Source organism: Streptomyces sp. 13-12-16 (assembly GCF_002114215.1).
Classification (GTDB): domain Bacteria; phylum Actinomycetota; class Actinomycetes; order Streptomycetales; family Streptomycetaceae; genus Streptomyces.
Map to the genome: position 1 here is coordinate 1 of NZ_NCTE01000504.1, position 12871 is coordinate 12871.

10 protein-coding genes and 1 pseudogene are annotated in these 12871 nt (G+C 65.6%); all 11 read left to right on the top strand.

The window, feature by feature from the left end; all coding sequences use genetic code 11:
• The coding region (locus B7767_RS19735) for a glycine cleavage T C-terminal barrel domain-containing protein (RefSeq protein ID WP_306297974.1) at positions 1–189 on the top strand (189 nt) is incomplete at its 5' end.
• A 116-nt stretch (positions 190–305) separates the two neighbouring features.
• On the top strand, positions 306–683 hold the full coding sequence (gene gcvH / locus B7767_RS19740; RefSeq protein WP_085573343.1) for a glycine cleavage system protein GcvH: 378 nt from the start codon (positions 306–308) through the stop codon (positions 681–683).
• A gap of 14 nt (positions 684–697) precedes the next feature.
• A complete protein-coding gene (gene glyA, locus B7767_RS19745) occupies positions 698–1957 on the top strand; it encodes a serine hydroxymethyltransferase (protein ID WP_085573344.1) in 1260 nt (419 codons plus the stop codon).
• 185 nt (positions 1958–2142) lie between these two features.
• Entirely contained in the window at positions 2143–3510 is a 1368-nt protein-coding gene (locus tag B7767_RS19750) for an L-serine ammonia-lyase (RefSeq protein WP_085573345.1), read from the top strand.
• A gap of 650 nt (positions 3511–4160) precedes the next feature.
• A pseudogene (locus B7767_RS19755) lies at positions 4161–5652 on the top strand (ISL3 family transposase).
• Between the two features lie 734 nt (positions 5653–6386).
• Positions 6387–6656, top strand: a complete 270-nt coding sequence (locus tag B7767_RS19765; RefSeq protein ID WP_085573347.1) for a hypothetical protein — start codon at positions 6387–6389, stop codon at positions 6654–6656.
• A 350-nt stretch (positions 6657–7006) separates the two neighbouring features.
• The gene (locus B7767_RS19770; protein ID WP_085573348.1) at positions 7007–8098 is read left to right on the top strand and encodes a hypothetical protein; all 1092 of its coding nucleotides are present in this window, start codon (positions 7007–7009) and stop codon (positions 8096–8098) included.
• A gap of 80 nt (positions 8099–8178) precedes the next feature.
• Positions 8179–9051, top strand: a complete 873-nt coding sequence (locus tag B7767_RS19775; RefSeq protein WP_085573349.1) for a hypothetical protein — start codon at positions 8179–8181, stop codon at positions 9049–9051.
• 116 nt (positions 9052–9167) lie between these two features.
• Positions 9168–10127 (top strand): hypothetical protein, encoded by a 960-nt coding sequence (locus B7767_RS19780; RefSeq protein ID WP_256923492.1) that lies wholly within the window; start codon positions 9168–9170, stop codon positions 10125–10127.
• Between the two features lie 492 nt (positions 10128–10619).
• Positions 10620–11387 carry an endonuclease/exonuclease/phosphatase family protein gene (locus tag B7767_RS19785; protein WP_085573350.1) on the top strand — a complete coding sequence of 256 codons (768 nt, stop codon included), beginning with the start codon at positions 10620–10622 and terminating at the stop codon, positions 11385–11387.
• Between the two features lie 185 nt (positions 11388–11572).
• Positions 11573–12853 carry an aspartate aminotransferase family protein gene (locus tag B7767_RS19790; RefSeq protein ID WP_085573351.1) on the top strand — a complete coding sequence of 427 codons (1281 nt, stop codon included), beginning with the start codon at positions 11573–11575 and terminating at the stop codon, positions 12851–12853.
• Positions 12854–12871 lie beyond the last annotated feature (18 nt).

Here is a 12871-nt window from a genome sequence, read left to right on the forward strand (position 1 = left end):
GCGGGCGGCGAGGTGATCGGCGAGGTCACCTCCGGCGCCCCCTCCCCCACGCTGGGCAAGCCGATCGCGATGGCGTACGTCGACGCCGCCCACGCGGCGCCCGGCACCGAGGGTGTCGGCGTGGACATCCGCGGCAGCCACGAGCCGTACGAGGTCGTGGCGCTGCCGTTCTACAAGCGGCAGAAGTGACACCGTCCTCGGACGGCTTCCCGCGCGTGAGGTGAGCACGTCGTGCCTGCTCACCGGCGCCGCACAGCAGTCCCCTCCGTCATCAGCAGTCCCCCGCGTACAGGAGAATCCAGGTCATGAGCAACCCCCAGCAGCTGCGTTACAGCAAGGAGCACGAGTGGCTGACGGCCGCCGAGGACGGCGTGTCGACGGTCGGCATCACGGAGCACGCGGCCAACGCGCTCGGCGACGTGGTCTTCGTCCAGCTCCCCGAGGTCGGTGACAGCGTGACCGCGGGCGAGACCTGCGGCGAGCTGGAGTCGACCAAGTCGGTCAGCGACCTGTACTCCCCGGTCACCGGTGAGATCACCGAGGTCAACGAGGACGTGGTGAACGACCCGTCGCTGGTGAACTCCGCCCCCTTCGAGGGTGGCTGGCTGTTCAAGGTGCGCGTCACCGACGAGCCGGCCGACCTGCTGACCGCCGCCGAGTACGACGCCCACACCACGGGCTGAGGAGCCGTAGCCGCATGTCGCTTCTGAACACTCCCCTGCACGAGCTCGACCCGGCGGTGGCCGCCGCCGTCGACGCCGAGCTGCACCGCCAGCAGTCCACCCTCGAGATGATCGCCTCGGAGAACTTCGCCCCGGTCGCGGTCATGGAGGCCCAGGGCTCGGTCCTCACCAACAAGTACGCCGAGGGCTACCCCGGCCGCCGCTACTACGGCGGCTGCGAGCACGTCGACGTGATCGAGCAGATCGCCATCGACCGGGTCAAGGAGCTCTTCGGCGCCGAGCACGCCAACGTGCAGCCGCACTCGGGCGCGCAGGCCAACGCGGCCGCGATGTTCGCGCTGCTCAAGCCCGGCGACACGATCATGGGCCTGAACCTCGCGCACGGCGGGCACCTGACCCACGGCATGAAGATCAACTTCTCCGGCAAGCTCTACGACGTGGTCGCGTACCACGTCGGCGACGACGGCCAGGTCGACATGGCCGAGGTCGAGCGCCTCGCCAAGGAGAACAAGCCGAAGCTGATCGTGGCCGGCTGGTCGGCGTACCCGCGTCAGCTCGACTTCGCCGCGTTCCGCCGGATCGCGGACGAGGTCGGCGCGTACCTCATGGTCGACATGGCGCACTTCGCCGGTCTGGTGGCCGCGGGCCTGCACCCGAACCCGGTCCCGCACGCCCACGTCGTGACGACGACCACCCACAAGACCCTCGGCGGCCCGCGCGGCGGTGCGATCCTCTCCACGGCCGAGCTGGCCAAGAAGATCAACTCCGCGGTCTTCCCCGGTCAGCAGGGCGGTCCGCTGGAGCACGTGATCGCCGCCAAGGCGGTCGCCTTCAAGGTGTGCGCCACCGAGGACTTCAAGGAGCGCCAGCGCCGCACCCTGGAGGGCGCCCGCATCCTGGCCGAGCGCCTGGTCAAGGACGACGTCAAGGCCGTGGGCGTGGACGTGCTGTCCGGCGGCACGGACGTGCACCTGGTCCTGGTCGACCTGCGGAACTCGGAGCTGGACGGCCAGCAGGCCGAGGACCGCCTCCACGAGGTCGGCATCACGGTCAACCGCAACGCGATCCCGAACGACCCGCGCCCGCCGATGGTCACCTCGGGCCTGCGCATCGGTACGCCCGCCCTGGCCACCCGCGGCTTCACGGCCGAGGACTTCGCCGAGGTGGCGGACGTGATCGCCGAGGCGCTCAAGCCGTCCTTCGACGTGGAGGCACTCCGGGCCCGGGTGACGGCACTCGCCGCGAAGCACCCGTTGTACCCCGGTCTGCAGTAATTCCGTACGCTTTCACACGTACGGACATCAGGGGCATCGCGCACACTGGGTCGGTGGGCGCGGTGCCCCGCACCATGCACCGTCGCATGAACGATTCCCCGCTTCCGGTCCCCGGATCTTCCGGCCCTCTGAACCACCCCTTCCCGGTGGACAGCGTCGTCCGCCGAACCCTTAGGAGTCCTCCCGTGGCCATCTCGGTCTTCGATCTCTTCTCGATCGGCATCGGCCCGTCCAGCTCACACACGGTCGGCCCGATGCGGGCGGCCCGGATGTTCGCCCGGCGGCTGCGCAACGAGGGCCTGCTGGACCCGGTCGTCTCGGTCCGGGCGGAGCTGTACGGCTCCCTGGGCGCCACCGGGCACGGCCACGGCACGCCCAAGGCGGTGCTGCTGGGCCTGGAGGGCGACTCGCCGCGCACGGTGGACGTGGAGTCGGCCGACGAGCGGGTGGAGAAGATCAAGGACGGTGGCCGGATCCGGCTGCTCGGCGAGCACGAGATCGCGTTCTCCTTCGACGACGACATGGTGCTGCACCGCCGCAAGGCGCTCCCGTACCACGCCAACGGGATGACGCTGTGGGCGTACGACGCCTCCGGCGCCGAGGTCCTGAGCAAGACGTACTACTCGGTCGGCGGCGGTTTCGTCGTGGACGAGGACGCGGTGGGCGCGGACCGCATCGTGCTGGACGACACGGTCCTGAAGTACCCCTTCCGCACGGGCGACGAGCTGCTGCGTCTCACCGGGGAGACCGGCCTGTCCATCTCCGCCCTGATGCTGGAGAACGAGCGGGCCTGGCGGAGCGAGGAGGAGATCCGCGAGGGGCTGCTGGAGATATGGCGCGTGATGCGGGCGTGCGTGGACCGCGGCATGTCCCGCGAGGGCATCCTGCCGGGCGGCCTGAAGGTGCGCCGCCGCGCCGCGAACACCGCGCGCAAGCTGCGCTCCGAGGGCGACCCGCAGGCGCTCGCCATGGAGTGGATCACCCTGTACGCCATGGCAGTGAACGAGGAGAACGCGGCCGGCGGCCGGGTCGTCACCGCGCCGACGAACGGCGCTGCCGGGATCATCCCCGCCGTCCTGCACTACTACATGAACTTCGCGCCGGGCGCCGACGAGGAGGGTGTGGTCCGCTTCCTGCTGGCGGCCGGGGCGATCGGCATGCTCTTCAAGGAGAACGCCTCGATCTCCGGCGCCGAGGTCGGCTGCCAGGGCGAGGTCGGCTCCGCCTGCTCGATGGCGGCGGGCGCGCTGGCGGAGGTGCTGGGCGGCTCCCCCGAGCAGGTGGAGAACGCCGCCGAGATCGGCATGGAGCACAACCTCGGCCTGACCTGCGACCCCGTCGGCGGCCTGGTGCAGATCCCGTGCATCGAGCGCAACGGCATGGCCGCGGTGAAGGCGGTCACGGCGGCCCGGATGGCGATGCGCGGCGACGGCTCGCACAAGGTGTCCCTGGACAAGGTCATCAAGACGATGAAGGAGACCGGCGCGGACATGTCGGTCAAGTACAAGGAGACGGCCCGGGGCGGGCTCGCGGTGAACATCATCGAGTGCTAGGTAAATAGGCCCTGACCAGCACGTTCGTATCTTTCGGCGCTGTCAGGGCCTTCCCTGCTTACGCGGCGGAAAGTCCCTGGAACCTCCCTGGGACAGACGTGAAAGTCCCTGAAAAGTCCCTGGGATGCCCCTGCTCCGGGAGCTCCCTGCGGGCGATCCACCTACCCGCAACTGGTCAGACACGAGGGGAACCCTTGCGTAGGACCTGCCTGGAACCTGTCAGTAGCCGGGAGGGGGACTCGCCTCGTCATCCGGCTGTGTCAGTCTCCACCGCCTACCGGACAGGATGACCACCCAGAACCACGATCCGCCTCGGTGGCCAGCGCCAGACGAACGCTGACCCACGTCCCTTTCTCCGGGACTGGCAACCCCAAGACCCTGGCGATCCCCCGGATCGGAGTTCTGGTGGTTCAAGACGAGGATGCTCTCGGCAGCCAGGATCCTCCGGGCATGCAGCGTTGTCATCGCCGCGTCCCACTGCCACGCAACCGTGGCGAAGACCGCGACTGTAAGACGTTCAACTCTGTCCCGTGTAGTCGGGACTGTAAATCGTTCGGGTCTGTTCCGTAGTCGGTGGTGACGGTGAGTGCTCGCCTGTGAACATTGAGCGTGCATGATGCGAACGCGCTTGCAGGAACGGTGTTTCGGGGTTGTCGGCGTTGGTCATCGAGGATGTGGCGGACGGCGGCGAGATAGTCCGGGTTACGGCTCGGACTCGGGATGTTCCCGTTCCCCGTCCGGTGTGCGGGGTCGCGACGGGGAGAGTCCACGGGTATCACGGCCGGACGGTGCGGGATGTGCCGGTCGACGGCCGGCAGGTCGTGGTCCGGGTGAGGATACGACGGCTGGTCTGTCCGGTCCTGGGCTGCAGGCGGCAGACCTTCCGAGAGCAGGTTCCCGGGCTTCTGGAGCGCCATCAGCGCCGCACCACACGTCTGACCGGTCAGCTCTCCGAGCCGGTCAGGGAGTTATGCGGACGGGCGTCCGCCCGACTCGCCCGATCGCTGGCCGTGCCCGTGCCGTACGCCTCCGCCCTGCAACTGCTGCGGCGGGTGCCCGTGCCGGCGGTGCGGATCCCGCGGATGATCGGGGTCGACGACTTCGCCCTGCGGCACCGGCACAGCTACGCCACGATCATCATCAACGCCGGGACCGGCCAGCGGATTGAGGTACTGCCCGGCCGCGAAGCCGCCCCTCCGGAGGCCTGGCTGCGCGGACATCCGGGCATCGAGGCCGTGTGCCGGGACGGATCGGCCACCTACGCCGAGGCGGTCCGCCGAGCCCTGCCCGACGCGGTCCAGATCAGCGACCGCCGGCACCTGTGGCACAACCTCGCCGAGGCCGTCCGCAAAGAAGTCGCCGCGCACAGCACCTGCTGGGCGAAAGCGGGCCCGCCCCCGGCCGAGGGGAGACAGGCCGCCACCACACGCGAGCGCTGGCAGCAGGCCCACGCCCTGCGCGAGCGCGGAGTCGGCCTGCTGGAATGCGCACGGCGCCTGAACCTCGCCTTGAACACCGTCAAGCGCTATGACCGTGTCACCGAGCCCGAGCGCCTCATCCGCGCCCCCAAGTACCGGCCCATCCTCGTGGACCCCTACCGCGATCACCTGCGCAAGCGCCGACCGGAGAACCCGGCCGCCCCCGTCACCATCTCCTCCAGGAGATCAGGGAGCTGGGCTACACCGGCAGCTCGAACCTGCTGGTCCGCTACATCAACCAGGGACGTGTCGAGGCCGACCGGCCCGCCCTCTCGTCCCGGCGCCTGGCCCGCTACCTGCTCACCTATCCCGACCGCCTCAAGGACCACCAGCGGGAACGTATCGAGGCCGCCCGCACTGCCTGCCACGAGATGACCGCTCTGGCCGACCTCATCCACCACTTCGCCGCGCTGCTGGATCCCGCCGACGGCAATGCCACCCTGCTGAGCACCTGGATCACCTCGGCCCAGGTCGAGGACCTGCCCCACCTGCATGCCTTCACCCGGGGCATCGAAAAGGACCGCGCCGCAGTCGACGCCGCCCTCACACTGCCGCACCACAACGGCGGCACCGAAGGAGTGAACGACAAAACCAAGCTGATCAAGCGCCAGATGTACGGCCGCGCGAGCTTCCCCCTCTCCGCCGCCGCATCCTCCTGGGCTGACCACACCCTCCGTCACCACCGACTACGGAACTGACCCGTTCGTTTGACAGACCCGCTCGGCACTTCCGGCAGGCGCGTGATGAGCCGCCGCGCACGGCGGTCCACCGCGAGGTCCGCGAGGAGCTCCGCTGGGGTCGAGCGGTCTGTCCAATAAAAGAACGAGCCGCGCGGCCGGACGTTGACGATCGGCCGGAGGGCAAAGAGGGCAGCCCTCGCCTCTATTCATCAGGAACCTCTGGAATCGGCCAGATAGCCCCTCCGCCCCTGGTCCGGTGATTCTCTTTCCCGAGGTCAGCGGCACGGCCCTGTCCGATGGGCCGCACTTTTCAGCCCCGATTGTTCAGTTGAGGAAAACCCGAGGCAAGCTTGTGATCTTCATCACATACCTTTCTTCTCTCTGCGTGATCACATGTTCACCGAACGGCCGAACGCAAGCCCCTCCTTCCACAGCGAAGTTGGGCTTCAACATGTTCGGCGCTGTCCCTTAAAGGAGGGCCGCGTGAAGACCAGCACCACGAGACGCAAGTTCAACAAATCGCCGTCACTGCCATCGCGGCCACCATCCTGGCGCCGTCACCGCCACGCCGACCAGCGCTGAGGAAGCCCCGAATGGGACCACGTCCACGTCATCCGCCGAGCCGGCTGACGGCCGCCCGGCGGCCAGCGTCAGCCCGAAGGCGTATGTCGCTTGGCTCAAGTCGAAGGCGGCCTCCGGAGACGCCAGTGCTTCCACTGTGGAAAAACAGCTCAAGGCGCTTCCTGCGAAGAAGCGGGAGAATCTCCTTGACTACATCAACGATCCGATCCACGCCAAGGCATTCAACGCGACAGGGGCGTTCCGCTCCGAGCGGGCAAACGGGGATGTGGACCGGAGTTCGCCTGACCGGTTCGACGCGCTGCTGTTGCTCTCGCGCTCGATGACGGCCGGCTTCACCTGCCAGCTGACCTCCGCAACTGGGCCCCTGCCCCACGCCACCCACTCGCTTCAAGATCTCCGGCTGTAGTACCAGAGCCTCCCCGCCGGTACCTGTATCTCTACGGGCAGTGCGGTGGTGAGCTCATCGCGGCCTTGCGGTCCGTGTGCGGACGCCTAGATCCCGCTTTCTGGACACGAGGTGCCGCTGCCGCAGTGGTCGACTGCCGATCTCAGCAGCCACCTGCGCTCTTCGGACTGTTCTGCAGCACGCCGACGAATACCTCTGCCGTCCGATCAGGCGCCGCCCGATATCCCGGTGCTTAGCATCACCGACCGCCATGACGGCAGCGTACCGGTGGGCATGAACGACACACAGCGGCACTCCTCCGTGCGCACCTGGCCCCGTAGCAGTCCTAGAGAAGGGACGTTCCAGCTTCCATGGCCCGTCACAATCAGACCGTCGGCCCGATCCGTTCCGCCGTGTCCGTTGATCTCGTCCCGAGTCTGAGCCGAGTGGACGCCAGTCAGTTCGACGGACTCGACGACACGGCAGGAGCGGTCGGCTGCTACCACCGGATGATGCAACGTGAGCACGATGGCCGTTGGAGGGTGCAGTACGCCCGGGCGACCGACGGAACGCAGCTCCTGGCGGTACTCCCGACCTACACACCCCTTGCCGGGCACTGGGCGGACCGTGCCTACGATCCGGGCAACTGGCCCTTCCCGGCCGGCGTCGCAGACGGCACCAGCCCTGGCTCGTACGTGCTGGTCGGCGGCAACGCCGATATGCGCTCGGCCACTTACGTGAGTCGACACCTGCAGGACGGTCCTGCCTTCAAGCGGCTGCTCACGGCTGTGGCCCGAGCTGCTGCAGCCGAGAACCGCGGCCTGCTCTTCCCTTATGTGCACCAGAAGTTGAGGGAACTCCTCGACCACTCGTCAGGAGGGCGCATCACCTGGGCGCCGCTGGGACAGGAAGCACACTTCGTGGATGCCCTGGCGACCGACAGCGAGGAGCACTACGGAGCACGCATTAGGCGGGTGCTGCGCCGCGACCGGAACCTGATGGAGCAGCAGCAGGTGACCACCGCGGTGCACTCCTGGCCAGAGATCGCGCACACGGCAGCCGAGGTAATCGCTCAGCACAACACCCGGAAGGGAATCCCCGACCACTCGGAGTTCGTCCGCATGCGTTATGCCCAGTGGATCGACTGCCCGTCGGTCGAACTCGTCGTCTTCACCGCTCGCGCCGGCGGCGTGGAAGGCGTGGCCACAGCGCTGAAATGGCGGGACCAGCTGGATGTCTATGAAATTGCCCTGACCGGAGAGGAGAGCCCTGAAAGGCTTGCCACCTACGTGAGCCTGCTGTTCCACCAGCCGGTCCGGTTCGGGCGGGCCCACGGACTGAGGCAGCTCCGGGGCGGACTGGAAGCGACGAAAGCCAAAGGAATGCGCGGAGCCATCTTCAAGCAACTCCACGGGGGCGTTCTGAGCGCCTCCGCCAGCAGAGAACTCGCGAACAGAATGTAGCACTCTCACCGCTCCATAGGTGTGCGCATGATTTCGAACCGAGTAGGCCCATCATCAATCAGAAGAAAGTGGGGAATCCCATGGAACGAGTCGCTAAATCTTACGCACCGCTCATCGAAAACAAGGGCGGCAAAACTACTGTCACGCTGTCCGAGGACCACCCGGGTTACGGCGATCGGCGCTATGTAGAGCACCGTGAGCGTATTGCCGCCGCGGCTCTCCATGCGCGAGCGGGCGATCCGGCACCGTACGTCATGTATTCGGAGGAGGATGACTCGACCTGGCGACTTGTCACCACTGCTCTGTCGAAACTGCATGAGCAGTACGCGACTGCAGAGTATCTAACGTGCATTGACGCGCTAAATCTGCCTTCCAACCGAGCTCCGCAGCTTCGGGACGTCTCGGATGCGATCGGCGAGGTCACCGGTTTCAGGATGTTCCCGGCCGCCGGGATCGTCGGGACCACCACCTTCTACGGTGGGCTCGCCGACAAGTCTTTCAACGCCACCCAGTACATACGTCACGCCACCCAGCCGTGGTTCTCTCCTGAACCCGACATGATCCACGAAATTATCGGGCACGGCGCCCATCTGGCCAACGAACGCTGGGCGCGAATGTACGAGCTCGTCGGGAAGGCGGTGCTGCGGTTGACCAACCCAGAAGCCGTGCAACTTGTCTCCCGGGTCTTCTGGTTCAGCATGGAGTGCGGCGTCGTGGAGGAAAAGGGGGAACTCAAGGTGTGGGGTGCGAGTCTCCTCACCTCGACCGGTGAAATGGCACAGTTCCGCAATGCCGATATCAGGGAACTTGATCTGGCCGGCATGGCCAAGCAGGGTTATGAGCCGGACGTCTACCAGCCGGTTCTCTACAAAGCCAGGTCGCTCGGACACTTCGAGGATTTCCTCGAAGATTTCCTTACGACGGTTGATGACGACTCGCCTTACGCCATCTGATTCGAACAGGAAGCAGTAACGGAAGTGCACGGGGCGCGGGGCGCCGCGAGCAGGGCACTGCCTCCGCTCGCAAACGCTTCGCGCCACCGTACCTTAACGCCCAGAAAGCGCTCTTCATGCACAGGATTGAAACCGATGTAGAAGTGATCGTGACCTGGTGGAACAAGGACCGCCATTCTGATAGCCCCAGCACCATGCAGCGGAGCAACCTGAAGACCGGCGATCGGCTGGACTTCGGCATATCAGGCAGCACGGGTAGGTTGCAGCCTAATGCCATACCCAGCCTTGGCGCGTTTGAGGTATCCGGCCATCACCTCCTCTTCTCGAACCTCACCGCCAGCGCCACCTTCGCTATTGAGAACCTGGAAGGCGGCACGGAACTGGTCAAGGCACCCCCCCGCCGACTAAACATGGTGATCCCGTTCGAGATCTCGCGCATTCTGATCCCCTCCGCTACGAGCATCAGCGAACTCACCGTCTTCGCACCCCCGCCGGCCCTGCTCGGATCCGACCAGGCCGCTACGTATACCGAGTCCGTCATATCCAACTTGGACATGACGAGCAAGTACTTCGCCGTGCTGGTCGCACTGTGCGAGCCGCGGCTGCGCGGTTCCTCCATGGCGGCAGTGCCCTCCGTCCAGGAGATGGTCAAGAGACTGAAGGGCACAAAACAGTTCAGAGATGCGAACCGCAACAGCATTAGTTATCACATCGACTACCTGACGGACCGCAAACTTCCGGTCAGCCAGTGGGCCAAGTGCGTGGACGAGGGCCGCAGGCACTCCAAGCGCGAGGCCCTGGTTGCGTTCGCACTCCGGTTCGACCTGGTCCGAGAGGAACACCTCGGCCTGCTCGAGCCGGCACGACTCCCAAGCAGGGAGCGGAAGCTAACGCTGAACGTGATGAGTGGGACCAGCGAAGGCGGCCTGTTGCAGCAGCCGGCCAAGCAGGTTCTGGAGTTGACCGATCATCCAGATCACGAGCGTGGTGAGCGGGCCGAGGGTGGACGGGAGAACTGCCGTAACGGACACAGCCCTCTCCGGAGGGCTGACTCACCATGCCTGCAGGGGACGTGACAAAGATGAATACCCGTCTAGCCTGCGACGATCATGCAGAGCTGGGCGGTTCACCTGCTGCGGAACAGTTTCAGATACGCGGGTCGGCAGGACGGGGAAGAGTGTTAAGGCCCTCTTCCCCGTGTACACCAGGTGGACAGAAACATCGCCACGGACGATTTCAAGGGTTTCCGAGAAATGGGGAGAAAGTACCCAGACGTCGTTCGAGTTCGTGAACAGCCAAATTCGGAGGGCCGGCCGCGTCAGTGGGTACTTCTCCACGGAGCAGGCCGCCTGAAGTACGGCAGCCTTGCGGTGCTGAGCCTGGACCCGACCGGGACCGGTGCGAAGCACTGGACCAGGCGATGGAAGCCGCTTCTAGGCTTCGAAAGCCGCCTCATCGCAGCCCAGCTGTAACAAGCACCCCACTAGTTACACCACTCGCTATAAAGACCCGCATACCCCGGCCTCGAATATTCGAGCAACAGCGTTCACTCCAGACAGGATAAATTTATGAAGCCCGCACTCCTGAAGGTCGGGACTTGGAACATCGGGGGCGGAATCCTTGGCAGATCCCATCAGCAAGGCGTAAATCCGTCACTCGACCATTATGCATCTGTCCTGGACAAGCACCGACCCGACGTGCTCTGCCTGCAAGAGGCCCACGACTATCACGACCGTCGGATGAATCAGACGGAATGGCTGGCGAAACATTTGGGGTATCCGTACTTCGCATCGTTTCCGACGAGCAAGTCTCACATGATGGAAAATGCTTCCCTGGCGCTCGGGATCGTGTCCCAGTTCCCCATCCGGGACGCCGTTTACAAGCAGTTCCCGAATCCCAGGCTCCAGGTTGTCGGCCCGAACGGGGACGATTGGACGCTACACGATAAGGGTTATGTCGTCGGGCGGTTGGATCTCGACACCGGAACGCTCGGCCTGATCAACGGGCACTGCTTTCCGCTGCAACACTTCGATATAAGCCCGACCGAGCCGATGTTTGTGCAAATGTGGGACATGCTGACGGCCGATCTGCTAACTGCCGGCTGGGCTGGCCCAGCACTCGCCGCCGTCGACCTGAACTACGCGCGGATAGAAGACCTGTTGGCTGAAGTCCTGCGTCCGGCTCGTTACCTAAATGCATTCGACAGCACTCCCACGACACCCCAGGGCGTACAGAAGGACTACATTCTCTACAAGCACTCGATCCGCCTGCTCACCACGACGGTGGCGGCGGCCGGTTCTGACCACTCATATTGCCAGGCGAGTTTTCAACTGTGACTCGAGGTCACCACAGTGCCCAACCTATCATGATCGCTTCAATCGGATCAGGTCTCCGATCCTGTTACTTGTTGGGGCCCCAGAGAGCCTAGGTTGAGCCAGACTGAGCTCGAGTTGCAACGGGCAGCAGTACAGCAATTTCGAGCTTTCAAGACCCGATGCCCCGTCCCTTGGAGTGTTCAACAATGCAGAATTCCACGTCAACGAGTTCACTGTGGCGGCCTTGGACTCCGATCACCCAGCAGGCCAACTCGATGCGGATCGTCGAAGCGAAGGGAAACCGCGTCCGTGATGCCGAGGGCAAGTGGTACCTCGACGGTATCTCTGGTGTCCTGAACGCGTCCTGCGGGCACGGACATCCGCGACTGATCGAGGCCGCGACCCGGCAGTTTCAGCAGCTCGTCCACTACGACCCCATGGTGTCCACCCACGATCCCGCCGAGACGCTGGCTTCGCGGCTGGCCGAGATCGCGCCGGGCGAGCTGAACGAGACCGTCCTGACCAATAGTGGCTCGGAGGCCACCGAGGCAGCCCTCAGGATCGCGCTGCAGTACTGGCGCAACAACGGCGAGGACCGCAACCGGGTCATCACCTTCGAGGCGGCCTACCACGGCACCACCTACCTGGCTCAGCAGCTCTCGGGGCTGCCGTTCACGGTCAGTGAATGGGCTCCGCCCTTCCCTGTCGACCACGTCTCCCTGCCCGCGTCACCCCGCGAGATCCGCACCGAAGAGGGCGCCGACGCGCTGATCGGGCTGTTCACCAGGGCGCTTGAGGCCGGCCCACCCGCAGCAGCGGTCATGGTCGAGCCGCTGCTTGGCCTCGGCGGCTGCGTCGTGCTTCCCGCGGGATTCCTCGCTCGGCTCCGGAAGTTGTGCGACCAGCATGGAGCGCTACTCATCCTCGACGAGGTGTTCTGCGGATTCGGCCGCACCGGCCGGATGTTCGGCTTCGACCACGACGGAATCACGCCGGACATCGTCACCCTTAGCAAGGGCATCAGCGGCGGTTACCTACCGCTGGCCGCGGTGATGGTCACCTCCTCGATCAAGGAGACCTTCATCCGGGAGCCGATCGCCCAGGGGCTGCGCTACGGGCACACGACGGGCGGCCACGCCGTCGCGGCCGCTGTCGGAAACACAGTGCTCGACATCATGGCCGACGAAAAGTTGGTGGAGAACTCGGCGGCCCAGGGCGCTACGTTGCTGAAGGGTCTGGGAAAGCTCGAGTCGAGCCCGCTGATCGCCGACGTCCGCGGGCTCGGACTGGTGGTCGCCATCGAGGCCGATGCGCCAGAGTCCGCTGCCGCGATCGCGGAGGCCACGGCTCGGGCCGGGGTGATGACGCGTCACGAGCGCGGCGTGATCCGGATCGCGCCTCCGTTGACGCTCACCGACGACGACACGGCGGAGATTCTCCAGAAGATCGGCACCGCCGTTGAGGATGCCGATGCGGCACGTCGCTGACCCGAAGGTTCTGCAGTC

Bases quoted from the DNA above. Each gene is read 5' to 3' on its own strand.
- gcvH (WP_085573343.1), top strand. From the start codon at position 306: ATGAGCAACCCCCAGCAGCTGCGTTACAGCAAGGAGCACGAGTGGCTG.
- glyA (WP_085573344.1), top strand. From the start codon at position 698: ATGTCGCTTCTGAACACTCCCCTGCACGAGCTCGACCCGGCGGTGGCC.
- B7767_RS19770 (WP_085573348.1), top strand. From the start codon at position 7,007: ATGGCCCGTCACAATCAGACCGTCGGCCCGATCCGTTCCGCCGTGTCC.
- B7767_RS19775 (WP_085573349.1), top strand. From the start codon at position 8,179: ATGGAACGAGTCGCTAAATCTTACGCACCGCTCATCGAAAACAAGGGC.
- B7767_RS19780 (WP_256923492.1), top strand. From the start codon at position 9,168: ATGCACAGGATTGAAACCGATGTAGAAGTGATCGTGACCTGGTGGAAC.
- B7767_RS19785 (WP_085573350.1), top strand. From the start codon at position 10,620: ATGAAGCCCGCACTCCTGAAGGTCGGGACTTGGAACATCGGGGGCGGA.
- B7767_RS19790 (WP_085573351.1), top strand. From the start codon at position 11,573: ATGCAGAATTCCACGTCAACGAGTTCACTGTGGCGGCCTTGGACTCCG.